The 26,676-nt window shown below is 62.5% G+C and carries 25 protein-coding genes; 16 read left to right on the top strand and 9 right to left on the bottom strand.

Annotated elements, in window-relative coordinates; genetic code table 11:
* The first annotated feature begins 132 nt into the window (after positions 1-132).
* Positions 133-705, top strand: a complete 573-nt coding sequence (locus tag P3C29_RS27515; protein WP_010176661.1) for an ACP phosphodiesterase — start codon at positions 133-135, stop codon at positions 703-705.
* Here P3C29_RS27515 and P3C29_RS27510 read toward each other — a convergent pair.
* Both P3C29_RS27510 and olsB read right to left on the bottom strand, forming a co-directional pair.
* On the bottom strand, positions 702-1,496 hold the full coding sequence (locus P3C29_RS27510) for a lysophospholipid acyltransferase family protein (protein ID WP_275965927.1): 795 nt from the start codon (positions 1,494-1,496) through the stop codon (positions 702-704). The genes P3C29_RS27515 and P3C29_RS27510 overlap by 4 nt on opposite strands.
* Positions 1,496-2,251, bottom strand: a complete 756-nt coding sequence (olsB, locus tag P3C29_RS27505; RefSeq protein ID WP_010176659.1) for an L-ornithine N(alpha)-acyltransferase — start codon at positions 2,249-2,251, stop codon at positions 1,496-1,498. Before olsB ends, P3C29_RS27510 begins: the two co-directional genes overlap by 1 nt.
* A gap of 1,055 nt (positions 2,252-3,306) precedes the next feature.
* Here olsB and P3C29_RS27500 point away from each other — a divergent pair.
* The 8 genes from P3C29_RS27500 (at position 3,307) to P3C29_RS27465 (ending at position 11,460) form a co-directional block, all read left to right on the top strand.
* A complete protein-coding gene (locus tag P3C29_RS27500) occupies positions 3,307-4,386 on the top strand; it encodes a serine hydrolase (protein WP_275965926.1) in 1,080 nt (359 codons plus the stop codon).
* Entirely contained in the window at positions 4,383-4,697 is a 315-nt protein-coding gene (locus P3C29_RS27495; protein WP_275965925.1) for an amidase, read from the top strand. Before P3C29_RS27500 ends, P3C29_RS27495 begins: the two co-directional genes overlap by 4 nt.
* 108 nt (positions 4,698-4,805) lie before the next feature.
* Positions 4,806-5,981, top strand: coding sequence for a M20 aminoacylase family protein (locus P3C29_RS27490; protein ID WP_201121514.1), 1,176 nt, complete (start codon positions 4,806-4,808; stop codon positions 5,979-5,981).
* Between the two features lie 56 nt (positions 5,982-6,037).
* On the top strand, positions 6,038-7,348 hold the full coding sequence (locus P3C29_RS27485) for a citrate-proton symporter (protein ID WP_169387278.1): 1,311 nt from the start codon (positions 6,038-6,040) through the stop codon (positions 7,346-7,348).
* Positions 7,345-8,787, top strand: coding sequence for an amidase (locus P3C29_RS27480; protein WP_275965924.1), 1,443 nt, complete (start codon positions 7,345-7,347; stop codon positions 8,785-8,787). Before P3C29_RS27485 ends, P3C29_RS27480 begins: the two co-directional genes overlap by 4 nt.
* Positions 8,788-8,851: 64 nt before the next feature.
* Positions 8,852-9,622 (top strand): helix-turn-helix domain-containing protein, encoded by a 771-nt coding sequence (locus P3C29_RS27475; protein ID WP_275965923.1) that lies wholly within the window; start codon positions 8,852-8,854, stop codon positions 9,620-9,622.
* A gap of 97 nt (positions 9,623-9,719) precedes the next feature.
* The gene (locus P3C29_RS27470; protein ID WP_010176650.1) at positions 9,720-10,301 is read left to right on the top strand and encodes a YceI family protein; all 582 of its coding nucleotides are present in this window, start codon (positions 9,720-9,722) and stop codon (positions 10,299-10,301) included.
* Position 10,302: 1 nt separating this feature from the next.
* On the top strand, positions 10,303-11,460 hold the full coding sequence (locus P3C29_RS27465) for a phosphatidylserine/phosphatidylglycerophosphate/cardiolipin synthase family protein (protein WP_275965922.1): 1,158 nt from the start codon (positions 10,303-10,305) through the stop codon (positions 11,458-11,460).
* Positions 11,461-11,622: 162 nt separating this feature from the next.
* Here the strand turns inward: P3C29_RS27465 and bglX are convergent, their stop codons facing one another.
* Positions 11,623-13,914, bottom strand: coding sequence for a beta-glucosidase BglX (bglX, locus tag P3C29_RS27460; RefSeq protein WP_275965921.1), 2,292 nt, complete (start codon positions 13,912-13,914; stop codon positions 11,623-11,625).
* Positions 13,915-14,128: 214 nt separating this feature from the next.
* Here bglX and P3C29_RS27455 point away from each other — a divergent pair, with 214 nt between their 5' ends.
* From P3C29_RS27455 to P3C29_RS27440, 4 genes are read left to right on the top strand one after another with little or no spacing between them, the layout of a single operon-like run.
* A complete protein-coding gene (locus tag P3C29_RS27455) occupies positions 14,129-14,737 on the top strand; it encodes a LemA family protein (RefSeq protein WP_010176647.1) in 609 nt (202 codons plus the stop codon).
* On the top strand, positions 14,737-15,468 hold the full coding sequence (locus P3C29_RS27450; protein ID WP_201121509.1) for a TPM domain-containing protein: 732 nt from the start codon (positions 14,737-14,739) through the stop codon (positions 15,466-15,468). The genes P3C29_RS27455 and P3C29_RS27450 overlap by 1 nt, the downstream gene beginning before the upstream one ends.
* Before the next feature lie 28 nt (positions 15,469-15,496).
* Positions 15,497-16,114, top strand: coding sequence for a TPM domain-containing protein (locus tag P3C29_RS27445; protein WP_010176645.1), 618 nt, complete (start codon positions 15,497-15,499; stop codon positions 16,112-16,114).
* 41 nt (positions 16,115-16,155) lie between these two features.
* Complete coding sequence (locus P3C29_RS27440; protein ID WP_201121508.1) at positions 16,156-17,373, top strand: SAM-dependent methyltransferase; 1,218 nt, start codon at positions 16,156-16,158, stop codon at positions 17,371-17,373.
* Positions 17,374-17,479: 106 nt separating this feature from the next.
* On the opposite strand, the gene P3C29_RS27435 is transcribed toward P3C29_RS27440, so the two are convergent.
* On the bottom strand, positions 17,480-18,379 hold the full coding sequence (locus P3C29_RS27435; RefSeq protein WP_010176643.1) for a DMT family transporter: 900 nt from the start codon (positions 18,377-18,379) through the stop codon (positions 17,480-17,482).
* Between the two features lie 188 nt (positions 18,380-18,567).
* Between P3C29_RS27435 and P3C29_RS27430 the strand changes: the two genes are divergently transcribed.
* Positions 18,568-19,149 (top strand): DJ-1/PfpI family protein, encoded by a 582-nt coding sequence (locus tag P3C29_RS27430; protein WP_201121507.1) that lies wholly within the window; start codon positions 18,568-18,570, stop codon positions 19,147-19,149.
* A gap of 16 nt (positions 19,150-19,165) precedes the next feature.
* Complete coding sequence (locus tag P3C29_RS27425) at positions 19,166-19,483, top strand: ribbon-helix-helix domain-containing protein (protein ID WP_169387283.1); 318 nt, start codon at positions 19,166-19,168, stop codon at positions 19,481-19,483.
* 159 nt (positions 19,484-19,642) lie between these two features.
* Here the strand turns inward: P3C29_RS27425 and P3C29_RS27420 are convergent, their stop codons facing one another.
* The 5 genes from P3C29_RS27420 to P3C29_RS27400 form a co-directional block, all read right to left on the bottom strand.
* Positions 19,643-22,201, bottom strand: coding sequence for a TonB-dependent receptor (locus P3C29_RS27420; RefSeq protein WP_201121506.1), 2,559 nt, complete (start codon positions 22,199-22,201; stop codon positions 19,643-19,645).
* Between the two features lie 128 nt (positions 22,202-22,329).
* A complete protein-coding gene (locus P3C29_RS27415; protein WP_275965920.1) occupies positions 22,330-23,298 on the bottom strand; it encodes a FecR domain-containing protein in 969 nt (322 codons plus the stop codon).
* Positions 23,295-23,834, bottom strand: a complete 540-nt coding sequence (locus P3C29_RS27410) for an RNA polymerase sigma factor (RefSeq protein WP_275965919.1) — start codon at positions 23,832-23,834, stop codon at positions 23,295-23,297. The genes P3C29_RS27415 and P3C29_RS27410 overlap by 4 nt, the downstream gene beginning before the upstream one ends.
* A gap of 184 nt (positions 23,835-24,018) precedes the next feature.
* Positions 24,019-24,906, bottom strand: coding sequence for a dihydrodipicolinate synthase family protein (locus tag P3C29_RS27405; RefSeq protein ID WP_275965918.1), 888 nt, complete (start codon positions 24,904-24,906; stop codon positions 24,019-24,021).
* Between the two features lie 27 nt (positions 24,907-24,933).
* Complete coding sequence (locus tag P3C29_RS27400; protein WP_275965917.1) at positions 24,934-25,716, bottom strand: aldolase; 783 nt, start codon at positions 25,714-25,716, stop codon at positions 24,934-24,936.
* A gap of 104 nt (positions 25,717-25,820) precedes the next feature.
* On the opposite strand from P3C29_RS27400, the gene P3C29_RS27395 reads away from it, so the two are divergent.
* Positions 25,821-26,363, top strand: a complete 543-nt coding sequence (locus P3C29_RS27395; RefSeq protein WP_010176635.1) for an XRE family transcriptional regulator — start codon at positions 25,821-25,823, stop codon at positions 26,361-26,363.
* Positions 26,364-26,676: the final 313 nt, after the last annotated feature.

Here is a 26,676-nt window from a genome sequence, read left to right as displayed (position 1 = left end):
ACGTTATATCGCGATGAGGCGAACCTTAAATCGTTATATCCCGATATACCAATATGATTTTGGTCTTAAACCAGATTAAATCGGTATATCGGGTTATAACGATACGTTGGCGGCAGTGCTAGACTGCGCGCCATGAATTATCTCGCACATCTGCACCTGGGCGGCCAACTTCCTGCTCAATTGCTCGGCAGCCTGTATGGCGACTTCGTTAAAGGTCGCCTGCAAGGCCAGTTCAGCCCGCAAATCGAGTCGGCGATTCAGTTGCACCGCTCAATCGATCGCTACACCGACAGCCACCCGCTGATAGGGGAGGCCCTGTCGCGCTTCACCCTCACCCGACGCCGCTACGCCGGGATCGTCCTCGATGTGTTTTTCGACCACTGCCTGGCGCGGGATTGGGCGTTGTATGCCGATCAACCGCTGGAGCGTTTTACCTCCCGGGTTTATCGAGTGCTCGCCGAAGAACCGGCGTTGCCGGGGCGGCTGGCGCAGATTGCGCCGTATATGGCGGCGGATGACTGGCTGGGTTCATACCGCGAGTTCGCGGTGATGGAGCAGGTGTTGACGGGCATCGGCCGGCGCCTGACACGGCCCGAAGAACTGGGCCATGCCATGCAGGAATTGCGCGCGCTGTATGAGCCGTTGAGCGAGGATTTCCGGGTGTTTTACCCGCAGTTGCAGGTGTTTGCCGCGCAGCACATCTAGGCTGCGGCCGGAGTTCCGGCACGCCGCGGTTCTGCCGGCTGCACCACTTCACCGAACAACGCTTTCTGCACCGCCTGCTGCGCCTGGAACGCCAGCGCCGCACGTTCCTGCCCGGCGCAGGCAATCGGCTTGAGCAGATGGATTTCCACATCGCCCTGGTCATTGCCAAACAACCGCATCAGGTGCGAGAGCAAATCATCGTCGCCCACAAACGGAGCCAGCGGGTCGATGTTGCCATCGCGCAGGTAACGAATCGCCACCGGTTGCAGCGACACATCGGCATCAATCGCACTGGCCAATAACCGCCCGTGGAATGTACGCAACGTTCGGCCATCGGTGGTGGTGCCTTCGGGGAACATCAACAGCGGGTGTTTTTGTTCCAGGTGGCGGGTCATCTGCTTGCGGATCAACTGGCTGTCACCCGAACCACGGCGGATAAACAGGCTGCCGGCCTTGGCTGCCAACCACCCCGCCACGGGCCAGGTACGCACCTCGGCCTTGGACAGGAACGACATCGGCGCCACCATCCCCAGCAACGGGATATCGGTCCATGACACGTGGTTGCTGACCCACAGCATCGACTGCTGTGGCAACTCACCGTGAACGGTCACGCGAAAGGGCAGGGCGTTGGTCAGCCGTGCCATGAAAAACCGCGACCAGCGCTGCCGGCGCACCATCGAGTTGGCCACGCCCAGTCGCTCAAACACCCCAAACACACTGGCCATGCTCAAACCCAGGGCCACCACCACCAGCACGCGGGCGATCCGCCCGTACACCCGAAGGCGGCTCATCACATGGCTGCCTTGAAGTGGCGGGCATAACGCGGGCACAGCTCGTCGCGTTTGAGCAGGATAAACACGTCGGCCACCTGGAAGTCCTCGTCCCAGCACGGCTCGCCGCAAATCTTCGCCCCCAGGCGCATATAGGCCTTGAGCAGGGGCGGCATTTCTGCGATCACGTTGGACGGCAGGTCCAATGCCGGCAGCGGCTTCTTCGGCTCGGCCCGCAGGTGTTCGTTGCACAGGTAGCGTTCGCGCAGGCGCTGCATGATCGCATGGGCCTGGATGCCGCCGTCGTGCATCGGGATGCTCGCGCAGCCCATCAGGTAGCTGTAGCCGCCCTGGTTGAGCACTTCGGCCAATTCGCCCCACAACACCGCGATGGTGCCGCCGTTGCGGTAGGCCGGGTCGACGCAGGTGCGGCCGATCTCCAGGATCGGGCCTTTGAGGTGCAGCAGGCCGTGGAGGCTGAATTCTTCTTCGCTGTAGAAGCGGCCCAGGGTGCTGGCGGCCTGGTGGTCGAGCAAACGGGTGGTGGCGACGAGTCGACCGCTGTTCAAATCCCGCACGCCGATGTGGCTGCAGTGAACATCATAGTCATCCATGTCCAGGCCCAGTTCCGCGCCTTTCAGCTTGGCGTTGAATTCGCCGCTGAACACGTTGAACCGCAGGGCTTGGGCTTCCTGCAAAGCCTGGGCGCCGATCAGGCGTTCGGCTTGCAGGCGGCGTTCATTGCCGGTGTCGCTGATGCGGGCGATCTGAGTCATGGCGAGTCTCCGAGTGCCGGCCAGGGTTGCGGCCGGTCGACTTGTTTGTGCCAACTCAGGCTATGTACGGCCGGTGTCATCTCCATGAAGTTACGGTGACGCTTAGATGACAGGCGTTTCGGTTGGGGATCGCGGGGTACATATCCGTTATTTAGGTAACGGCGGCTTATGGTTTCGCTCTTACAGCGACTCACTTTGGAAAAGCCGGAATGCCGGCCCAGCCCAAAGTAAGCAAAGGGCTCTGCCCCGCCTGTCGGCACCTCGCTGTGGCTCGGTGTTCCCTCACTCCGGCGCTGCTCCGCGGGCCGCCGCGATGGGCCATCCTTGGCCCAGCGCGGCTAAACCGGCGTCCTGCCGGTTTACCCGCTCCGCACCACCTGCGTTCGGCCTCGGGCTTATTGGGGCAGTCAGATCGAGATCAAAAGCAAGAGCACAGCGGCCTACAGGCCGGCTTGAGTGGTAGAAGCCAGATCAAAAGCCAGAGCGAAAACCAAATCTGAAACTGATGCAGCGCTGCTTTTCTGTGGGAGCTGGCTTGCCTGCGATGCAGGCACCTCGGTTTTTCAGATGCACTGAGGCGATGCCATCGCAGGCAAGCCAGCTCCCACATTTGACCGTGCCCGCTGTAGCTTTTGATCTTGATGTTGCCTTTGCTTCACACCACTCAAGCCGGCCTGTAGGCCGCTGTGCTGTTGATCTGCTTTTGATCTTGATCTTAGGCGCCCCGTTAAACCACGCCGGCCGAACGCAGGTAGTACGGAGCGGGTAAACCGGCAGGACGCCGGTTTAGCCGCGACGGGGCAGGGACGCCCCGTCGCGGCGGCCCGCGCAGTAGTACCGGAGAGAGGGCACACCGAGCCTTAGCGAGGTGCCGAGTGGTGGGGCAAGAGCGTTTTGCTTACTTTTGCGCTGTTCAAAAGTGAGCCGCCGTAAGGGCGGAACCCATGTCAGCAACGCCCAAAAAAACGGATATGTACTCACCCCCAAGGCCCCGTAACAAAACCGTCATTTCCCTCCGCTAGCCTCGCGGGCTTGAATGCCCGAGTCCCAAGCCCATGTTCAAAGGCCTGCTCTACGCCGCGCTGCTGTTCACCCTGACGGCCCACGCCGAAACCTGGCCGTCCAAAGACTGGACCCAAGGCGAGCAACTCACCGGTCCCGCCGCTCAGGCCCTGGATGACTACGCTTTCCCGCCCCGCGACGACACCACCCGCAAAGGCATCCGCACCGACGCCTTGCTGGTCATCCGCGACGGCCAAATCATCTACGAACGCTACGCCGCGCCCACCACCGCGAGCACCCCGCACCTGACCTGGTCCATCAGCAAGAGCCTGATGGCCACTGTGCTCGGCGTGGCCTTCGGCGAAAACCGCTTCAAACTCACCGACCCCGCCGCGCGCTTTTACCCGCCGATGAAGCAACACCCCAGCGTAACAATGGCCGACCTGTTGCACTGGGCCTCGGGCCTCGACTGGCAGGAAGACTACGAATACGCCCCGCTGAAATCCTCGGTGGTGGCCATGCTCTACACCCGCGGCCGCCACGACATGGCCGAGTTCACCGCCGACATCGGCACCTTCAGCGCCCCCGGCCAGGCGTTCCGTTATTCCAGCGGCGACAGCAACCTGCTGTCCGCTACCCTAAAGGGCATGCTCGGCCACAAGGCCTACGTCGACTACCCGTGGACGGCACTGTTCCAGCCGTTGGGCATCCGCAACGCCACCTGGGAAAGCGACGCCGACGAAACCTTCGTTGCCTCCTCATACGCCTACCTCACCGCCCGCGACCTGGCGCGCGTCGGCCTGTTGATGCAGCGCGACGGTCGCTGGGGCGATCAACAGGTGCTGCCCAAGGAGTGGGTCGCGTTCAACCGCCAGCCGTTCGATAAGTACAAGCCGGGCCAGGACGAAGCCGTTCCGGGCGGCCAATGGTGGCTCAACCGCGAGGTGCAAGGCGCCGCCAGACCCTGGCCGGATGCGCCCGCCGACACCTTCGCGGCCCTGGGTCACTGGGGCCAGGCGCTCTACGTGATGCCTGAGAAACAGCTGGTGATCGTGCGCTACGGCGATGATCGCGACGGCAGCTATCGGCACAATGAACTCCTCAAGCGCGTCCTCGCGGCGGTGCAACCATGATCCGCCGTCGTCCCTTCAGCAGCCTGTTGGTTCTGCTGCTGCTCGCGTTGCTCGGCTGGGCCTGGCACGAGCGGGTCAACCTGCAAGCCTTCCCCGACATCATCGCGGCCTACACCGCCAAGGAGTACTGCTCGTGCCGGTACGTGGAAGGCAACCCCGCTGATTATTGCGTGGGGTATGTGAAGCAATACGTGCCCATCAGCGCCTTCGCCGATAACCCGGAAAAACACTCGGTGACCGCCAGCGGCCTGGGCCGCACCCACAGTGCCCAGTGGCTGGGCCAACGCGAGGGCTGCCGCCTCACGCCCTGAGGTTCCACAGGGTGGAACCACCTTTGATTGTCCTCCTGCGCGCATCGCGGTTATCTGGCGGTGTGCAACGAAAAAGAACGGGAACACCCGCCTGCGAGGAGAATCACCATGAGCCCACACCAGCACATCCTGGATTGGCTGAGCGATGTCGCCAGCGACCTGCACGCCGTGCGTCAGGACATTCACGCCCACCCCGAACTGGGCTTCGAAGAAAACCGCACCTCCGCCCTCGTGGCGCACTCCCTGCGAAACTGGGGCTATGAAGTGCACACCGGCATCGGCCAGACCGGCGTGGTCGGTGTGCTGCGCAATGGCAGCAGTTCACGCAAGCTGGGCATCCGCGCCGACATGGACGCGTTGCCGATCATCGAAAACACCGGCGCCAGCTACAGCAGCCAACACGCCGGCTGCATGCACGCCTGCGGTCACGACGGTCACACCACCATGCTGCTGGGCGCCGCCCGTTACCTGGCCGCGACCCGTCAGTTCGACGGCACCCTGAACCTGATTTTCCAGCCTGCCGAAGAAGGCCAGGGCGGCGCCGAGGCCATGCTTGCCGACGGCCTGCTGGAGCGTTTTCCCTGCGATGCATTGTTCGGCATGCACAACATGCCGGGCTTGCCTGCCGGCCATCTGGGGCTGCGGGTGGGGCCGATGATGGCCTCCCAGGACCTGCTCACCGTGACCCTCGAAGGCGTCGGCGGCCATGGTTCCATGCCGCACCTGACGGTGGACCCGCTGGTGGCTGCCGCCAGTATGGTCATGGCGTTGCAGACCGTGGTGGCGCGCAATATCAATGCCCAGGAAGCCGCCGTAGTCACCGTCGGTGCCCTGCAAGCGGGCCAGGCGGCCAACGTGATTCCCCAGCAGGCGCTGTTGCGCCTGAGCCTGCGCGCCCTGGACGCAAGTGTGCGTGAACTGATGCTGGAGCGGGTCAAGGCGATCATCCTGACCCAGGCCGCGAGTTTCGGGTGCACCGCGCAGATCGAACATCGGCCGGCGTATCCGGTGCTGGTCAATCATCCCGAAGAAACCGAATTCGCCCGCCAGGTCGGTGTCGCCTTGCTCGGTGAAGATGCCGTCGACGGCAACACCCACAAGCTGATGGGCAGCGAAGACTTCGCCTGGATGCTGCAACGCTGCCCCGGCAGTTACCTGTTTATCGGCAACGGCGTTTCGCGGCCGATGGTCCACAACCCCGCCTATGATTTCAACGACGACATCCTGCTGACCGGCGCCGCCTACTGGGGCGCGCTGGCCGAGAGCTGGCTCAAGCCCGCCTGACGACCTCTTTTTTCTGCCGCTGGACCCTTTCCCAACAGGTTGAATGGAGTGTTCCCATGCAGGCTACAAAACAAGGTGTATCGCGCACCCGCCAGGTGGTGGCGGCCGTGATCGGCAATGCGCTCGAATGGTATGACTTTATCGTCTACGGCTTTCTCGCCAGCATCATCGCCCGGCAGTTTTTCCCCTCGGAGGACGAATACGCCTCGCTGCTGATGGCCTTGGCGACCTTTGGCGTCGGCTTCTTCATGCGCCCGGTGGGCGGGATTCTGCTGGGCATGTATTCGGACCGCAAAGGTCGCAAGGCCGCGATGCAGTTGATCATCCGGCTGATGACCATTTCCATCGCGCTGATCGCGTTTGCTCCCAGCTACGCCGCCATCGGCATGGGCGCGCCGATGCTGATCGTGGTTGCGCGCATGCTTCAGGGCTTTGCCACGGGCGGCGAATATGCCAGCGCCACGGCGTTCCTGGTGGAAAGCGCGCCGGCCCATCGTAAGGGCCTGTACGGTTCCTGGCAGTTGGTGGGGCAGTGCCTGGCGGTGTTTGGCGGCGCGGCGATGGTGGCGTTGGTGACGCACTTCTTCGAACCGCAAACCCTTGAAGTGTGGGGCTGGCGCCTGCCGTTCATCTTCGGCTTGCTGATCGGCCCGGTGGGCTTGTGGATCCGTCGGCACATGGAAGATCCCGAGGAGTTTATCGAGGCGCGCAAACAGGCCAAAGGTGCGGCGCCGAGCTTGATGGAGGTGATCCGCGATCACCGCCGCAGCATCCTCGTGTCGATGGGCCTGGCCTGCGGGGCGACGGTGTCGTTCTACGTGGTGCTGGTGAACATGCCGACCTTCGCCCACAAGAATCTTGGCCTGCCGCTGGACCAGGTGTTGATGGTGCAGATGTTCGCGGTGGCGCTGATGACCGTGGTGATTCCGCTGTCCGGCCTGCTGTCGGATCGGCTGGGGCGGCGCCCGGTGTTGATGGCGTTCACCTTGGCGTTTTTCGTGATGGTGTACCCGCTGTATGTGTGGGTCGCGGCGGCACCGTCCATCGAGCGTTTGCTGGTGATGCAGGTGATGCTGTGCACCGCCATCGGCGGGTTTTTCGGCCCGGCGCCGACGGCCCTGGCCGAGCAGTTTCCCATCGAAGTACGCTCCACCGGGGTGTCGGTGGCCTACAACGTGGCGGTGATGGTGTTCGGCGGTTTTGCGCCGCTGATCGTCACCTGGCTCAGCAAGGTGCTGGGCACACCGGTAGCTCCGGCGTTTTATGTGCTGTTCGCTTGCGTCCTGACGCTGCTGGGCACTTACTGCATGCATGAGGCGCCACGGGCGAAACGACCGGCGCCGTTCTCCAGCGAGGTGAAACCTTGAGTATTGTTGAACTGGATGCCATCGAACTGTCTCGGGCGATCCATGCGCGGCAGGTGTCCTGCCATGAAGTGATGCAGGCGTATCTGGCCCAGGTCGAGCGCTTCAACCCGGCGGTGAATGCGCTGGTCTCGCTGCGCTCCGATGAGGAGGTGCTGGCCGAAGCGGTGCAGCGCGACCGGGAGCTGGACCAGGGCCAATCCCGTGGCTGGATGCACGGCATGCCCCAGGCGATCAAGGACCTGGCGGCCACCAAGGGGTTGCGCACCACCCTCGGTTCGCCGTTGTTTGCCGAGCACATGCCTCAATACGATGCGATCAGTGTGGCGCGGGTTCGGGACAGCGGCGCGATCATCATCGGCAAGAGCAACGTGCCGGAGTTCGGCCTGGGTTCGCAGACCTACAACAGCGTGTTCGGCACCACCGGCAACGCCTACGACCCACGCCTGGTGGCCGGTGGCAGCAGCGGCGGGGCGGCAGTCGCGTTGGCCCTGCGCATGCTGCCGGTGGCCGATGGCAGCGACATGATGGGCTCGCTGCGTAACCCGGCGGCGTTCAATAACGTGTTTGGCCTGCGCCCTTCCCTGGGCCGTGTGCCTTATGGGCCGGCGCCGGAACTGTTTATCCAGCAACTGGGCACCGAAGGCCCGATGGGCCGCAGTGTGGCGGACGTGGCGCGGCTGCTGAGTGTGCAGGCCGGCTACGACCCTCGGGTGCCGCTGTCGCTCAAGGACGATCCGGCGGTGTTCGGTGAGCCGTTGCAGCGCGATTTCAAGGGCGCACGGCTTGGCTGGTTGGGGGACTACAACGGTTATCTGCCGATGGAAGACGGCGTGATGAGCCTGTGTGAGTCGGCCCTCAAGGACTTTGCGGCGCTGGGCTGCGAGGTGGAAAACTGCCAGCCGGAATTCTCCCTGGAACGTCTGTGGCAGACCTGGCTGACGCACCGCCATTGGCTGATCCAGGGCTCCCTCGGCGCAGCCTACGCCGACCCGCAAAAACGTGCGCTGCTCAAGCCCGAAGCGCAATGGGAAGTGCAGGGCGGTCTGCAACTGAGCGCGGCCGATGTCTACCAGGCTTCGGTCAACCGCAGTGACTGGTACCGCGCCCTCGGCAAACTGTTCGAACGTTACGATTTCCTGTTGCTGCCCACCGCCCAAGTGTTCCCTTTCGATGCACAACAACCCTGGCCGCGCATTGTCGCAGGGCGCGAGATGGACACCTATCACCGCTGGATGGAGGTGGTGATCGGTCCCACACTGGCCGGCCTGCCGAGCATGAGTGTGCCGGTGGGTTTCAACCCCCAGGGCTTGCCCATGGGCCTGCAAATCATCGGCCCGGCCCAGGCGGACAGGGCGGTGTTGCAGCTGGCGTACGCCCACGAACAACTGACCCGCTGGGTGCAGCGACGGCCGCCCGCGTGCCTCGCCCCGACCGGCTGAGCCGGGACGGGCCTGTATCTTGCTGTGAAATCAGATCATCCATTGGCCTCAAGGAGATCGACACATGGGCAGCGACGCCGAGACGGGAACCGTACGCTCAGTGGGGCGGGCACTGGCGATCATCGAATTGCTCGGCGAGCACCAGGCGCTGGGGCTGGAAGAGTTGCATTACCTGACCCGCCTGCCCAAGGCCACCGTCTCGCGGATGCTGCTGACCTTGCAGGAGCAGGGCTGGATCTATCGCGGCCTGAGCGACCGGCGTTACCGCCTGCGAGCCCGGCGGCTGTTCGGCGACACCCAGCAACGTTTCAAGCGTCAACTGGTGGAAAGCGCCGCGCCGTGGTTGCTGGACCTCAGCGAGCGCACCGGCCTGGTGGTGGACCTGTCGAGCTTCGACGGTGAACGCCTGGAGGTGATGGAAAGCGCGATCCCCACGGTGCTGCGCAAGCTCTACCCGAACAACTGCCAGATCGTCGGCCAGCACGCTAGCCTGTTTCACTCGGCCATGGGCAAGGCGTGCCTGTCGCAATTGTCGGCGGATGAAGTGCAGCGCCTGGCCGGTCGTGAGCGGGTGGCAGAAGACGACCAATACCGGGCGTGTGAACAGTCCCAGCACCAAGGGTTTGGCCAGCGCACCGAGGGCTACTGGGAATACCCGGTGCGCCTGCCGTTCCTGATTCGCGCCGTGGCCTTGCCGGTGCGGGCCAGCGGGCGATTGGTGGGCAGCATGGCGCTGCATTGGCCGATGGATCAGGCGCCGGTGGAGCGGGTGCTGAGCCTGCACCTGGCCAGCCTGGAGTCGACCATTCGCGATGTGCAGCAGGCGTTGGCCTGAAATACAGCTCCCACACAAGCCAGCTCCCACATTGGATTTGCGCCGCTCGTTACATTGCGCTTAAGGTTCGTGCAGGTTTTTCGCCCCACGAGTCTTTATGCCCCTGTTCAAACCCATGGCCTTCCTGCTGCTGGCCGCTGCCACCGTGCCTGCCCACGCCGACTGGTACCTGGACAACGAGTCCTCGCGCCTGTCGTTCGTCACCACCAAAAACACTGATATCGCCGAAGTGCAGCGCTTCCTGGTGCTGCATGGCAAGGTCGACAGCAAGGGCGCGGCGCAGCTGGAAGTCGAACTGGAGTCGATCAACAGCGGCATCCCGCTGCGGGATGAGCGCATGCGCAATGACCTGTTCGAGATCAAGTCCTTCCCCGACGCCGTGATCAACGCGCAGATCAACCTGCAACCCATCAACGACCTGGCCCCCGGCGCGCAATACGAGCTGCGCCTGCCGCTGTCGGTGACGTTGCACGGCAAGACCCAAACCTATAGCGCCGAGTTGTTGGCCACGCGCCTGGATGACCGGCGCTTTCAAGTGGTGACCCTGGAGCCGTTGGTGGTGCACGCCGAGGATTTCGATTTGCTGCCGGGCGTAGCCGCTTTGCGCAAGGCCGCCGGGCTGTCGCAGATCAGCCTGTCGGTACCGGTGGGTGCGGTACTGATTTTCACGGCGCGCTGACATGAGCGGCGCAGTGTTCCCGTGGCGCAGCGCCAACCGTTTCGAGTTGATGATCGACGGTCCGAGTTTCTTTCCGCGCATGCTGGAAGGCATCGCCCAGGCCGAGCAACAGGTTGCGCTGGAGCTGTATCTGGTGGAAGCAGGGGCGTGTGCCGAGGCGATGGTTCAGGCGTTGGTCGCTGCCGCCGAGCGGGGCGTGCGAGTGCGTTGCCTGTTCGATGACTACGGCAGTCTGGCCTTTACCCTGGGCCTGCGTCGGCGGTTGGTCGAGGCCGGGGTGGACCTGCGTTTCTACAACCGCCTGAGCTGGCGTCGCTGGATGCGCAACCTCTATCGGGACCACCGCAAGCTGTTGCTGATCGACCAGACCATCGCCGTGGTCGGCGGCACGGGTGTGACGGATGAATTCTGGACGCCCGGGGAAGACACTGCCGACTGGCACGAAGTGATGGTGCAAATCCGCGGCCCGCTGGTGCTGGATTGGCAGGCGTTGTTTGATCGCCAATGGCTGGCCAACGACGATCGTCGGGCGTGGAAACCGGCCACGCATTTTGGCCTGCCGCGCTTGCCCAAGGTGCCGGCCACCGGGCCGGGGTTGGGGCGTGTGGCCTACGCCGATGCCCGCCAGCACCGGGATATTTTGCAATCGCTGATCCGCGCGCTGAACAGCGGCCACCGGCGTATCTGGCTGGCCACGCCGTATTTCCTGCCGACCTGGAGCGTTCGCCGGGCCCTGCGCCGGGCGGCGGGGCGCGGGGTGGATGTGCGCTTGCTGCTGACCGGGCCGCGCACCGATCACCCGTCGGTGCGGTATGCCGGGCACCGTTACTACCCGCGCCTGCTCAAGTCGGGGGTGCAGATTTTCGAGTATCAGCCGTGCTTCCTGCACCTGAAGATGGTGTTGGTGGACGATTGGGTGAGCATCGGCTCGTGCAACTTCGACCACTGGAATTTGCGCTTCAACCTGGAGGCAAATCTGGAAGCGTTGGACCCGGAGCTGACGCTGGCGGTGGCGGGGAGTTTCGAGCGGGACTTTGCCCAAAGCCAGGCGGTGAGCCTGGAGGCGTGGCAATCGCGGCCCTTGTGGCGGCGGGTGAAACAGCGGGTGTGGGGGTGGATTGACCGGTTGGTGGTCAACCTGCTGGACCGCCGCGGATAGCCAGACCATCCAATACAAATGTGGGAGCTGGCTTGTGTGGGAGCTGGCTTGCCTGCGATGCAGACACCTCGGTACTTCAGATGCACCGAGGTGATGCAATCGCGGGCAAGCCCGGCTCCCACACAAGCCAGCTCCCACACTGACCGCGTTTACAGCTTTAGATCAGAGCAGTTCGAAGCTCTGCTGCTTCACATCCTGGGAATCCAACCCAATCTGCACATTGAACTCGCCCGGCTCAGCCGCGAATTTCAGCTGGGTGTTGTAGAACTTCAAGTCTTCCTCGGTGATGGTGAAGTGCACCGCGCGCTCTTCGCCCGCCTTGAGCATGATCTTCTGGAAGTTCTTCAATTCCTTCACCGGGCGGATCATCGAGCCGGCCACGTCCTGGATGTACAGCTGCACCACGGTCTCGCCATCGACCTTGCCGGTGTTTTTCACCACCACGGTGGCGTCGAGCTTGCCGGTCTTGTTCAGGGTGGTGGACGACAGCGCCATGTCCGACAGGCTGAAGCTGGTGTAACTCAAGCCATAACCAAACGGAAACAACGGCCCGGTGGTGTCATCGAAGTACTGCGAGGTGTAGTTGCCCGGCTTGCCCGGGGTGAACGGCCGGCCAATGCTCAGGTGGTTGTAGTAGGTCGGAATCTGCCCCACCGAACGCGGGAAGGTGATGGGCAGCTTGCCCGACGGGTTGTAGTCGCCGAACAGCACGTCTGCGATTGCGTTGCCGCCTTCGGTACCGGCGAACCAGGTTTCCAGGATCGCGTCAGCTTGTTCGTTCTCGTCGACAATCGACAGCGGACGACCGTTCATCAAGATCAGCACCAGCGGTTTGCCGGTGGCTTTCAGCGCCTTGATCAGGTCGCGCTGGCTTTGCGGGATGTTCAGGTCGGTACGGCTCGATGATTCGTGGGACATGCCACGGGACTCGCCCACGGCCGCCACGACCACGTCGGCGTCTTTGGCGGCTTTCACCGCTTCATCGATCATCGCCTGGGACGAGCGCGTGTCATCCACCACTTCCGGGGCATCGAAGTTCAGGAAATTGAGGTAATCGACCACTTTCTTGTCGTTGGTGATGTTGGCGCCACGGGCGTAGATCACTTTGCCTTTTTCACCGATCACGGCGTTCAGGCCGTCCAGCAGGGTCACCGATTGCGCGGGTTTGCCGGCAGCGGCCCAACTGCCCATCATGTCGATCGGCGCCTTGGCCAGCGGGCCGACCAGGGCGATGGTCGCGGTCTTTTTCAGTGGCAGGGTGTTGTTCTGGTTTTTCAGCAGCACCAGGCTGCGGCGCGCTACGTCACGGGCATCGCTGCGGTGCAGGCGGCTTTCGGCGTAAGTGTCGGCCGGGTCATCCTCGGCCTTGCCGATGCGCAGGTACGGGTCGGCGAACAGGCCCATGTCGTACTTGGCGCCGAGCACTTCGCGCACGGCGTTGTCGATGTCGCTCTGTTCGATCTCGCCGGACTTCAGCAGGCCGGGCAACTCCTTGCCGTAGAGCGAGTCGTTCATGCTCATGTCGATGCCGGCCTTGATCGCCAGCTTGGCGGCTTCACGCCCGTCCTTGGCCACGCCGTGCTTGATCAGCTCGAAGATCGCGCCATGGTCGCTGACGGCCAGGCCCTTGAAGCCCCAGTCCTTGCGCAGCAGGTCGTTCATCAGCCAGGTGTTGGCCGTGGCGGGCACGCCGTTGATCGAGTTCAGCGCAACCATCACGCCGCCGGCACCGGCCTTGATCGCCGCGTGGTAGGGCGGCAGGTAGTCCTGGTACATCTTGACCGGGCTCATGTCGACGACGTTGTAGTCGCGACCGCCTTCCACCGCGCCATACAGGGCGAAGTGCTTGACGCTGGCCATGATGCTGTCGGCCTTGGCGGGGCTGCTGCCCTGGAACGCCTTGACCATCACCTCGGCAATGCGCGAAGTCAGGTAGGTGTCTTCGCCAAACCCTTCGGAGGTACGGCCCCAGCGCGGGTCGCGGGAGATGTCGACCATCGGTGCAAAGGTAATGTCGAGGCTGTCGGCGGCGGCTTCCTGGGCAGCGATGCGCCCGGAGCGGCCAATGGCGTCCATGTCCCAGCTGGAGGCCAGGGCCAGGCTGATCGGGAAAATCGTGCGGTGGCCGTGGATCACGTCATAGGCGAAGAACATCGGGATCTTCAGCCGGCTGCGCATGGCCGCGTCCTGCATCGGACGGTTTTCCGGGCGGGTGATCGAGTTGAAGGTACCGCCGATGCGACCGGCGGCGATTTCCTTGCGGATCAGCTCACGGGGCATTTCGGGGCCGATGCTGATCAGGCGCAATTGGCCGATCTTTTCATCGAGGGTCATCTGCTTGAGCAGATCGCTGACGAAGGCGTCTTTGTCCTTGAGTACTGCGGGCTTTGTTTCGGCAAATACGGAGTGAGTGGCCAAACTGACAACAAGGCCCAGCAAACACAGCTTCTTCATGAAAATCCTTTCTCGCAGCCTCGGGACCGGAGAGCGTCTATTGTTGTTCGGGTGTTGTTCAGATAAATGCAGCACACTTCTGAACTCTTATTGGCGCTGGGCATCTTTTAGCTGATTGGCTCGATGCAATCCAGTGGGTGGTGGCGGATTATGCCCTAAGCCCGTAGCTAACGCGTCAGTCGGTATATTTCATAGGTTTGGCAGGAGAAACACCATGCAAGCAGCACAAGGTTACCGCTGGGGCTGGAAGGCCGTGGCATTGATACTGGTGAGCACCGTGCTGAGCGGTTGCGGCATCAACAAGATCCCGACCCTGGACGAACAGGCCAAGGCCGCCTGGGCCCAGGTGCAGAACCAGTACCAGCGGCGCGCCGACCTGATCCCCAACCTGGTGGAAGTGGTGAAGGGCTACGCCGCCCATGAACAGGACACCCTGACCGCCGTGATCGAAGCGCGGGCCAAGGCCACCTCGATCCAGGTGGACGCCAGCACCCTCGACAACCCGGAAAAACTCAAGCAGTTCCAGCAAGCCCAGGACGGCTTGAGCGGTGCACTCAGCCGCTTGATGGTGGTGTCCGAGCGCTACCCGGACCTGAAGGCCAACCAGAACTTCCTGGCCCTGCAGTCCCAGCTTGAAGGCACCGAAAACCGCATCAGCGTGGCCCGCCGCGACTTTATCCAGGCGGTGCAGGCCTACAACACCGAGATTCGCACCTTCCCAGGCCGCCTGTGGCACAGCGTGATGTACAGCGACTTGCCGATCCGCGCCAACTTCGAGGCCACCAGTGCCGATGCCGATAAAGCGCCGCAAGTGAAATTCTGATGGGCAAGCGCGCTTGGCTGCTGGCGGCGGTGCTGCTGGCCTTCAGCCTGACTGCCCAGGCCGCCCTGAATTTCCCGGCCCTGACCGGACGGGTGGTCGACAACGCCCAGATGATCGACCCGGCCGTGCGCGCGCAGCTGACCCAGCAATTGCAGGCGTTGGAGCAGACCAGCGGCGACCAGCTCGTGGTGGTCACCGTGCCGGACCTGCAAGGCGTGCCCATTGAAGACTTCGGTTATCAACTGGGCCGCGCCTGGGGCATCGGCCAGAAGGGCAAGGACAACGGCGCCCTGCTGATCGTCGCCCGGGATGAGCGCAAGATCCGTATCGAAGTGGGTTACGGCCTCGAAGGCGTACTCACCGACGCGCAGTCCTGGGTGATCATCAACCAGGTGATTGCCCCGGCGTTCAAGGCGGGCAACTACAGCAAGGGCATCAGCGACGGTGTGGCGGCGATGCTGCAGGTGGTGGGCGGCGATCCGCTGGCGGTGCCGGCGCATGTGTCCGAGGCCAACTTCGCCACGCAAAACCCCGGTATTTCCTTCGGCCTGTTTATCCTGCTGCTGGCGGTGTTGTGGCTGTGCAATCGCATGGGCCTGCCCGTTGGCGCTATCCTGCTGGCGATTCTCAGCAGCAGTGGCCGTGGCGGCGGGGGAGGCGGCGGTGGCGGTGGTGGTTTCAGGGGCGGCGGCGGTGGTTTTGGCGGCGGTGGCGCCTCGGGCGGCTGGTAATGACAATAACTAGAGAGCATCAACAACCATGGCATTACTGAGTCAACACGAGCAACGCCAGGTCGCCGAGGCGATCGCCCGGGTCGAGCAACAGACCGACGCCGAACTGGTGACCGTGCTTGCGGCCCGCGCCGACGACTACGCCTACATCCCGCTGTTGTGGGCCAGCCTGCTGGCGCTGGTGGTGCCGGGGATCATTCACTATGTGTCGGGCTGGTTGAGCATGTACACCTTGCTGCTGGCGCAATGGGGCACGTTTGTCGTGCTGTGCCTGGTGTTCCGGTTGCCCAGGGTCACCACGCGGCTGATCCCGCGTTCTGTGCGGCATTGGCGTGCGTCCAACCTGGCGCGCCGGCAGTTCCTGGAGCAGCACCTGCACCACACGCTGGGCAGTACCGGAGTGCTGATCTTTGTCAGCGAGGCGGAGCGGTATGTGGAAATCCTGGTGGACAAGGGCATTTCCAGTCGCCTGGATGACAGCAGTTGGGATGTGATCGTCAAGGACTTCACCCGCCAGGTGAAGCAAGGCCAGACGTTGGCCGGGTTTATCAGCTGCATTGAAGCCTGTGGGGCGCTGCTCAAGGAGCACGTACCGGTGACCCACGCACGGAATGAGTTGCCGAACCGGTTGGTGGTGTTGGAGTAGTGTAAAATTCCCGGCATTCCCTGCCCGAGGCGTTTTTGTTCATGTCTGCCACCGCTAAACCTGCCAGCCCCGCGCCGGATCATCACGCGCAGTTCCTCGAACTGCTGAGTGCGAGCCTTGAGCAAAACGCCTTTATCAAGCTGGTGCTGGCCAAGTACGTCGGCACCGAGCCTGACCTGCAGAAGCTGATCATCAAGCAACTGACGGTCAAGGATCAGCCTTGCCTGTCCTTCGTCTACCGCTACAAGACCCGCGACATCACCAAGAACTTCTCCCTGGCTGACGGCGTGGCGGCGATCGCCGAGCTGTTGCCCGCGTCGTTCAAGAACGCGCACCTGCTCTCGGTGACCGACGAAGCCCAGCTGGAATACAGCAAGAAGAACAAAAGCTCGCTGTTCAAGAGCAAGCCGCAACAACTGCGGGAAGCGCCGTCTGCGGAGCACAACCGCGAGAAGAATCGCTTCCTGGACCTTACGCGGCCCTTTCTTGCTGACCTTGGCGTGACCAACGCCAAGCATGAGCTGATCCCGGCGATGTCGCGCAAGTGGAAGCAGATCAACAAGTTCATCGAAGTGTTCAGCCATGCGCTGACCACGTCACCGTTGAAGCTGGACCAGCCGGTGCGGGTCGCGGACTTTGGCTCGGGCAAGGGCTACCTGACCTTCGCCATCCACGATTACCTGCGCAACACCCTCAATGCCGAGGGCGAAGTGACCGGCGTGGAATTGCGCGAAGACATGGTGACCCTGTGCAACAACGCCGCCGCCCGCCTGGACCACCCGGGGCTGGTGTTCAAGTGCGGTGATGTGCGCAGCGTCGCGCCCAGCGAACTGGACGTGATGATTGCCCTGCATGCCTGCGACATCGCCACCGACTACGCGATTCACACCGGCATCCGCTCCGGCGCGTCGATCATCATGTGCTCGCCGTGCTGCCATAAGCAGATTCGCCTGCAGATCCAGAGCCCGGCGTTGCTCAAGCCGATGCTGCAATACGGCCTGCACCTGGGCCAGCAGGCGGAAATGGTCACCGACAGCTTGCGGGCATTGTTCCTCGAAGCCTGTGGCTACGAGACCAAGGTGTTTGAGTTCATCTCGTTGGAACACACCAACAAGAACAAGATGATCCTCGCGGTGAAACGTGCCGAACCGGTAGACCCGGCGCAGTTGCTGGTGAAAATCCAGGAGCTGAAGGCGTTCTACACCATCACCGAGCACTGCCTGGAAACCCTGCTGCGGGCGGACGGTTACCTGGCCTGAGAACGACGCTGACCAAAATGTGGGAGCTGGCTTGCCTGCGATGCAGGCACCTCGGTGTATCAGGTAAAGCGGGGTGATGCTATCGCAGGCAAGCCAGCTCCTACAGTTAGACTGTACTGGCCTTGGGAGCTGGCGCAGGTTTCACACTGGTCTTGCGCCCCAACATCACCGTCACAATCACCCCACAGGCAAACAGCCAGGTAATCGGCTCGATGTGCTCACCAAAAAACAGCGCCGAAAACGCGATGGTGAAAAAGATCTGCAGCAGCTGAATCTGGCTGACCCGGGCGATGCCACCCATGGCCAGCCCGGCGTACCACGCAAAGAATCCCAGGAACTGCGAAAACAGCGAGACATAACCAAACGCCCACCAGGTGTGCATGGAAATCGGCCCTTGGTGTTGCAGTGCCAGGTACGCCACCGGCCCGATCAACACTGGCGTCGACAGCACCAGCGCCCAGCAGATCACCTGCCAGCCGCCCATCTCCTTGGCCAACCGGCCGCCTTCGGCATAACCCAGCCCGCCCACGGCAATCGCGCCGAGCATCAACAGGTCGCCCGCCTGGATACTGCCGGCCCCGGTGATCAACGCATAACTCAGCACCAGCGCGCTGCCCAGCGCCGCACAGGCCCAGAAGGCTTTTGACGGCCGCTCATGGGACAGCCACGCCGCATACAGCGCCACGCACAGCGGCTGCAAGCCGTTGACCAGTGCACCATGGGACGCCGGCAAGGTTTGCATGGCCCAGGCCGACAGCACCGGGAAACCCAGGATCACCCCGGCAATCACCAGCGTCAGCCCGCGCACCTGGCGCCAGGTGGGCCAGCGCTCACGGCGCCACAGCAACAACGCCGCCGCCGGCACCGCCGCAAACAACGCCCGGCCCAGGCCATTGAGCAGCGGATGGATTTCCTGCACCACGATACGGGTGAAGGGCAGGGTAAGGCTGAAGATGATGACGCCCAGCAGGCCGAGGGCCATGCCGGTATTTTCGCGGGAGCTCATGGAAGGAACCAGGGTCGAATGGGCCGGAAGTGGACGTTCATCTAGCCACAAAGCCCGAAAAACGCGGGCCTACAGCTGGGTGCGGATTTATCCGTACAGTTGTAGTAGCGGGCCATTACCCGGCCCGGCGGCACAGGTCTATCTTGGCTACTCTTGTCTGCCCAACCGTTCAACCGGAGGAATGTCCCATGGCCGCGAAAAAAATCCTGATGCTGGTCGGCGATTACGTCGAAGACTATGAAGTGATGGTGCCGTTCCAGGCGCTGTTGATGGTGGGGCATACCGTGCACGCCGTGTGCCCGGACAAGACCGCCGGCCAGACCGTGCGCACGGCGATCCACGACTTCGAAGGCGACCAGACCTACAGCGAAAAGCCCGGGCACCTGTTCGCCTTGAATGCCGACTTCGCCAAGGTCGACGCCGCCGACTACGACGCGCTGCTGGTGCCCGGTGGCCGTGCCCCCGAGTACTTGCGCCTGAACGAAAAAGTCCTGCAACTGGTGAAGGCATTCGACCGGGCTGGCAAGCCCATCGCTGCGGTGTGCCACGGCGCGCAACTGCTGGCGGCCGCCGGCATCCTGGAAGGCCGTGAGTGCAGTGCCTATCCTGCGTGCGGGCCTGAAGTGCGATTGGCGGGTGGTACGTTCATCGATATCCCGGTGACCGACAGCCACGTTCAAGGCAATCTGGTAACTGCCCCGGCGTGGCCGGCGCACCCAAGCTGGCTGGCGGGTTTCCTCGGCCTGCTGGGCACCAGAATTACCCTGTAACCCGGAGGTCATCGCCATGTGCGAGCTGTACGTCAAGGCCGACCCGATTCTGTACGAGTCCCGCTCGCGCTCCCTGCGCATCTGTGGCGTGGTGACCACCGTGCGCCTGGAAAACCAGTTCTGGGACATCCTCAGTGAAATCGCCGAGGTGGATGGCATGACCACCAATCAACTGATCGCCAAGTTGTATGAGGAGGTGATGGATTATCGCGGCGAAGTGGTGAATTTCGCTTCGTTCTTGCGGGTGAGTTGCACGCGGTATTTGAGCCGGCAGCGGGTTCATGCGCCAGAGCTCAGCCTTGTTAATACACGAGGTGGCGCGCAGAAGATCTAAATGTGGGAGCGGGCTTGCTGTGGTGAGGGGGCTTGTCCCCCGTCGGGTTCACCACAGATTGATGGGGCTGCTTCGCAGCCCAACGCGGGGCAAGCCCGCTCGCCACAGCAAGCCAGCTCCCACACTGATCGGGTTTCCAAGCCGAATGCTGGTGAAGGGTCAGAAGAACCGCGTCACGCTGATCTTGGCATCGCGGCCCTTGGTATAGGCGCGGTCGCCGCTCAGGGCCGGGCGGAAGTTGTTGTTGAACAGGTTGTCTACGGTGAAGTTCACCTCGGTGCCCTTCAGATAAGCCTGTTGCGGCTTCCAGCTGGCGAACAGGCCCTGGGTGTTGTAGCGCTTGTTGCCGTACTGATCGTAGAACAGGTCGCCGATGCTGGTGCCCGGGCCGCCGGAGTACTTGTCGCTCGGCAAACGGCTGGTGGCGCCGATGAACTGCCCTTGCCAGCCCACCTGCGCATCCAGGCTCGGGATCTTGGTGCCGAGCACGATCACCCATTTGGTCGGCGGAATATCCCGCGCCCAGACGTCCGGCCCCCATGGGTTGGTGTAGGCACCTTCGTGTTTGCCGGTGGTGTAGGCGAAGGACACAGAGCCGAACACGTAGGTGGAGTCATAGAAACTCTCGGCCTCGAAACCCTTGATGGTCATGCCGCCGATGTTGCGGTAGTTGGACATCGCCCCCGGCGGGCAGGCGCTGGAAATCGTCCCGCCGTTGACCGCCTGATTCTGGCAGCCCACACCCGTGTTCTTGAAGATCTCGTCCTCGACCTTGTTGTGGAACAACGTGGTACGCAGTTGCAGGTTGTCGCCGTGGGTGAACACGTCGGCGAAGCTCGTGACGTTGCCCAGGGTGATCGAGGTGATGCGCTCCGGGTCCAGGTCGAGGCTGGTGGCGGTGCGGCTGCCCAGGCCCTGCACTTCATACTGCTCGTCGATTACCGGGGCGCGCCAGGTGCGGCTCCAGTTGGCAAACATCGCCACGTTCGGGGTGATGGTCCAGTACGCCGCGAGGCGGGGCGACCAACCGGTGTAGGTACGGTCGCTGTAGTCGTGGCCGATGGCCGGGTCCGGACTGCTGTAGTACGGCGCGTCGTTGGCTTCGCCGCGGTTGCGCACATGGTCATAGCGCATCGACGGGGTAATGGTGACATCGCCCAGCGTCACCGCGTCCTGGATAAAGAAACTGTTGGTGTCGACCTTGCCATGGGGCATGAAGCCCGGCTGGAAGTGCCCGTAGTTGTATTTGGGGGTGTTGTAGGTGGCGCCGGGCATCCACATTTCGGTTTCCCGGGTGTGCTTGCGGATCTGCACCCCGGTGGTCACCGCGTGCTGCAACTGGCCGGTTGAAAACAGGCTGACGTTGCGTACGTCGAGGTTCTTGTCGTTGTAGGAGGTGTCCATCTTGCGCCCGCCGGTGGCCAGTTGGAAAAACGCTGTGGCGTCACGCTCGTCGGTCTGGTCGGTGTTGGACTCGGAATACTTGATGGTCAAGTCCACCAGCGGGTTATTCATCGGCTGGTATTCGTACTTGCTGCTCCAGGTGGTGTCGACGGTGTTGCGGTTGGCCAGGAAGCGCTTCAGCGCGGCTTCGTAGCCATAGCGGTCGATGTTGGCCTGGGTGGGCGGCGTCGGGTAGCTGGCGGCGGAGAAGGGCGTCCAGCGCTGGCTGTTGGAGCGTGAATACGACAGGCCCAGGCTGTGCTCGTCGGTGAAGTGGGCGTTCACCTTGAACAGTTTGCCGTCCACATTCTGCGCGCTGTTGGGCAGGCGCTTGGGGTTGATCGGGTACTGGTTGTTGTCGTTGGGCAGGGTGGCGGCCAGCTTCATGTCGCCGCCGTCGCGCTGGGTCAGGTAGGCGAGGGCGTCGAAGCGCCCGTCGTCGGTACGCCCGTAAACTGCGCTGCTGTAGACCTGCTCATGGTCGTTGCTGGAGTAGCCGTACTTGAGCATGGCGCCGCTGTTGCGCCCGTCCTTGAGCAGGTCCGGGGCATCCTTGGTGGTCATGTTGACCGTACCGCCAAAGCCGCCGTTGCCGCTGAAGGGCGAGTTGGGGCCTTTCTCCACTTCGATGCTCTTGATCAGTTCGGGCTCGATAAACACGGTGCCTTGCTGGTAACGCTCAAACCCGCTTTTGGTGGCGCCATCGACGGTCAGCGGCACGTCTTCGGCATCGCCGAAACCGCGGATATTGATGGTCTGGCCGCCGGGCTTCAGCGAGCCGCCCTGGCTGATGCCGGGCAAGGTTTGCAGCAGGCTGGGGATGTTATTGGACTGGTAACGGTCGATGTCGGCCTGGCTCAGGGTGGAGCGGCCGACGGTGGTGGAGTCGACCTCGTTGCCGGTGCCGATCACGCTCAGGGCTTCCAGCTGAATCGCGCTGCTGTTGGTGGTCTTGCCTTCTTCGGGCCGTACCACGTAGGTGCTGCCGACCTTGAGCAACACGAACTCGCCGTCCTTGAGCAGGGTGCGAATCGCCACTTCCGGTGTGAAGTCGCCGTTGAGGGCCGGCGCCTGGACATTTTTCAGCAGCGTTTCATCGAACAGCAGCTGGATTTTCGCTTGCTGCGCCACCTGGCTCAGGGACGTGGCCAGGGACTGGGCCGGCAGTTGCAGCTTGAACGACTCGGCCTGGGCACTCAGGCTGAAGGCCAGGCAGGCGGCAATGGCGGTGGGTCGAATAAACAGGTGCTGAACGTGGCAAGGCGCGCGAAACATGAAATCCCCCGGAGTAGCCAAATGGCCAAAAAGGTGTGCGTATCAAACGCAGACCCGAGGAAGACGCGGCAGGAAAAATAATCCTCACATGCGAATGCAAAATATTCTCAAACAAGAATTTCGCGAGGTTATTTGCGCGGTTCGATCCGGATATTGCCGTCTGCCAACGCCACGGTTTTCACCGGCAACAGGGCCGGCAGCGCGTTGAGCAGAGCGTCTGGATCATTCACATCCAGGTTGCCCGAGACCTTCAACTGCGCCACCGCGCTGTCCACCAGCAACGGCGCCTGGGGCCGGTACAGGCTCAACTCGTCCATCAAACTGGCCAGCTCGCGATTACGAAACGACACATGCCCGCCGCGCCAATCGGCGACCTCGCCGGCGGTGAGGGTTTGCTGCTGCAAGGTGCCCTTGGCATAGCTGAACGTGGCGCGCTGCTGGGCGCCGAGCAACAGGGCGGGCACCTTGGCATCGGCGTCGAACGCCACTTGGCCGTGGGCCACACTGACCACCAGCTGCTGCTTGCTGCGCCGCACGTCGAAGCCGGTGCCTACCACCCGCACATTGGCTTCGCCGGCCTGCACGAACAGCGGCCGTTCCTTGTCGGCGGCCACCTCGATATACAACTGGCCCTGATCCAGGTGCACGATGCGCTGGTGACTGTTGAAGTCGACCCGCAAGCGCGTGTTGGCGTTGACGTACAGCGTGCTGCCGTCGGGCAGATGCAGGGTGCGCATGCCTTTGGCATGGGCCGCGACCTGGGTGTGGAACAGCTCACGCGGGGCGCCGATGTTGCTTGCCAGTACGGCACACACCAACGCGGCAGCCACCGCCAGGGCGGGGCGCCACACGGGTGTCTTGCGTACGGGCGGCGGTGTCGGTTTGTTCAGTTGCTGCAACTGGGCAAGGTCAGCCCACAGCTGTTCGAACTCGGCATAGGCGCGGGCATGGGCCGGCTCGGACTGCCAGGCGGCAAACGCCTTGCGGTCGGCGCGCGCCGTGTCATTGCGGTTGCGCGCAAACCAGCTGGCGGCCTGGGCATCGATCGAGTCGCTGGCCTCGATGTCACAGGTGTCGATGTCGCTCAGGCGGTTCATTCTGGCTGCTCCTTGCCGTGTTCTTGTTGAAGTCGCTGCTTGCAATGCAGCAGGGCAAAGGCGATGTGCTTTTCCACCATGCTGACCGAAACTCCCATGCGCTCGGCGATCTGGGCCTGGCTCAGGCCTTCGAAGCGGTGCAGCATAAGGGCTTCTCGCCTTCTGGGCGAGAGTTCAGCGAGGACTTCTTTCAACTGTTCCAGGCGTTGCAGGCGTTGCGCGGCGGCCATGGGATCGTCTCGCGGGTCGCTGACAGACTCGGCATCCAGTTCGGCCTGTTGCTGGTGGACGGTGTGCCGCACCTTCTGTTTGCGCCAGTGATCGCGCAGCAGGTTGCGCGCCATCTGGAACAGAAACGCCCGTGGCTGCTCGACCTCAGCCCGGTCGCGGTAGTCCAGCCATTGGGTGAAGACATCCTGGGTCATGTCTGCCGCGTCGCTGGCGTTGTCCGTGCGTTTGCGCAGGAAATGCAGGATATCTGCATAAAACCCGCGAAAGGCATCGGCCGACAACGGGTCGGGCTTGGGACGAGACATGGATATCCTTCTTGACGAAGCACGACGTAGAAAAGTCGCGAATGATATCGAGAATTATTGTCATTTGTCTCTATCGAAATACACGCATCAGTGTGGGAGCAGGCTTGCCTGCGATGCAGGCACCTCGGTTTGTCAGAAATACCGAGGTGATGCCATCGCAGGCAAGCCAGCTCCTACAGGGGGTTCACCGCAATGTGGTCAGTAGCTCTTGAAGCTGAACCCGGCCAGCCTCACCCAGCGGGAACACCGGCAAGCGTGGGTCCCCGCACTCCAGCCCAGTGAGCCGCAAACCGGCCTTGATCGTCGCCGGCAAGCCGCCTTTGAGGATGAAGTCCAGCAACGGCAACTGGCGATAAAACAGCTCCCGCGCTTTCTCCAGGTCATTGGCCAAAACGGCTCCATACAGATCCAGATTGAGCTGTGGAATCAGGTTTGGCGCTGCCGTGCACCAACCCTTCGCGCCCGCCGCAAACGCTTCCAGTGCCAGCGGATTGCAACCGTTGTAGAACGGCAACTGGCCCTCGCTGCGCCGATACAGCTGGTGCATGCGCTGAATATCCCCGGTGCTTTCCTTGACCATGGTCACGTTGTCGACGCTTTCGACGATGCGCAGGATCAAGTCCACCGACAGGTCTGTACCGCTGGTGGCCGGGTTGTTGTAGAGCATGATCGGCACGCTGATGCTGTCACCGATGGCCGCATAGTGGGCGAGGATTTCCGCCTCGCTGAGTTTCCAGTACGAGGCTGGCAATACCATCACCACGTCCGCACCGTGGCTTTCGGCAAACCGCGCGCGGCGCACGGCCTTGGCGGTGGTCAGGTCGGAGACGCTGACGATGGTCGGCACGCGCTTGCCGACCTTCTGGAGGCTGTAGACGGCGACGTCGTCCCACTCCGCATCGCTGAGGTAGGCGCCTTCGCCGGTGCTGCCCAACGGTGCGATGGCGTGCACGCCGCTGTCGATCAAGCGGTCGATGGAGCGCCCGAGGGCGTCCAGGTCAAGGTGCTGGCCGTCTGCACTGAACGGGGTGATGGTGTAGCCGATAATGCCGTGAATAGAAGGGCTGGACATGGAAAAGTCTCCGGTCGAAAAAGGGGTTCAGTTCAGGCAATCGGCGTGTTGACGCAGGTTCTGCCGAGCGTAGTAGTTGAACGCGGCGCCATGGCGCTTTGGCTTGGAAATCCAGTCATGGGCTTCGCGTCCCAGCTCCGGCAGGATCGGCTTGATCGTGCCGGCGGCCATCGCCAGCAGCTGCAATTTCGCCGCGCGCTCAATCAACTGCGCGATGACACAGGCTTCCTCGATGCTCGCCCCGGTGGACAATTGACCGTGGTGGGACAGCAGGATGGCGCGCTTGTCGTCCAGGGCGGCGGTGATGATTTCGCCTTCTTCGTTGCCCACTGGCACACCGGGCCAGGCTTCCAGGAAGGCGCAGTCTTCGTACAGCGGGCACAGGTCCATGTGGGACACCTGCAGCGGCACTTCGAGCATCGACAACGCCGCGATGTGAGTCGGGTGAGTGTGGATGATGCAGTTCACGTCCGGGCGACCGCGGTACACCCAGCTGTGAAAACGGTTCGCCGGGTTGGGCATGCCATGGCCTTCCAACACCTCCAGGTCTTCGTTGACCAGCAACAGGTTGCTGGCGGTGATTTCATCGAAACCCAGGCCCAGTTGCTGGGTGTAATAAGTGCCCGGTGTCGGGCCGCGTGCGGTGATCTGCCCGGCGAGGCCGGAGTCGTGGCCGTTTTCGAACAGGATCCGGCAGGTGAGCGCCAGCTTTTGCCGGTCGGTCCACGTATTATCCGCCAGGGTGCTTTGCATCTGGGTCAGTGCTTGCTTGACCAGTTGGTCTTTCGGGAGTGCTAATGTCTTGGCCATATCAGTGTCCTTGTTCGTCGCAAATGACACGAAAGAGACTATATGACACAAAGTGTCATTGGCAAGCATTCATCATCGCCTCTTTAATGGATTAACCGCTGCACATGTCTATCCGTTTGAAAATACTGAGAAAAAAACTTGGCGTGACCCTGGAGTCGCTCGCGGAAAAATCCGGGATGACCAAGAGTTACCTGTCGAAAGTCGAGCGCGGGCTGAATACGCCGTCGATTGCGGCGGCGCTGAAACTGGCCAAGGCGTTGAACGTGAAGGTCGAAGAGCTGTTCAGCGAAGACAACGTCAGCCTGGACAGCTACAGCCTGGTGCGCAGCCATGAGCGGCAGGCCTTGTCGGGCACCGATGCGTCACCGGGGTATGCGGTGCTGGCCCATCAGGTCAGTGAGCGCAGCCTGCTGCCGTTCATCATTTATCCGCCGGCGGAGTTCACTGACAAGACCTTCAAGGAGCATTTGGGGGAAGAGTTTTTGTTTGTGCATGAAGGCCAGGTGGAGGTGGATTTCATGAGCGAGCGGGTGGTGTTGAACCGTGGGGATGCGCTGCATTTCAATGCGCAGAAACCTCACCGGATTCGGTCGGTGGGGGAGGTTCAGGCGCAGCTTTTGGTGGTGGTGCACAGCAGCGACGAGTGATTTTGGGTTTGGGTACATATCCGTTATTTGGGTGATGGCTTCGATGGGTTCCGCTCTTACAGCGGGTCACTTTTGAAAGGAGCCGGAATGCCGGCCCAGCCAAAAGTAACCAAAAGGCTCTTGCCCCACCACTCGGCACCTCGCCTAGGCTCGGTGTGCCCTCACTCCGGCATTACTCCGCGGGCCGCCGCGACGGGGCGTCCCTGCCCCGTCGCGGCTAAACCGGCGTCCTGCCGGTTTACCCGCTCCGTACTACCTGCGTTCGGCCAGCGTGGTTTAACGGGGCGCCTAAGATCAAGATCAAAAGCAGATC

This window comes from Pseudomonas sp. 1912-s, assembly GCF_029269205.1.
GTDB lineage: Bacteria > Pseudomonadota > Gammaproteobacteria > Pseudomonadales > Pseudomonadaceae > Aquipseudomonas.
The sequence above is the reverse complement of the archived record's forward strand: the minus strand, read 5'-3'. Positions and strand labels throughout refer to the sequence as shown.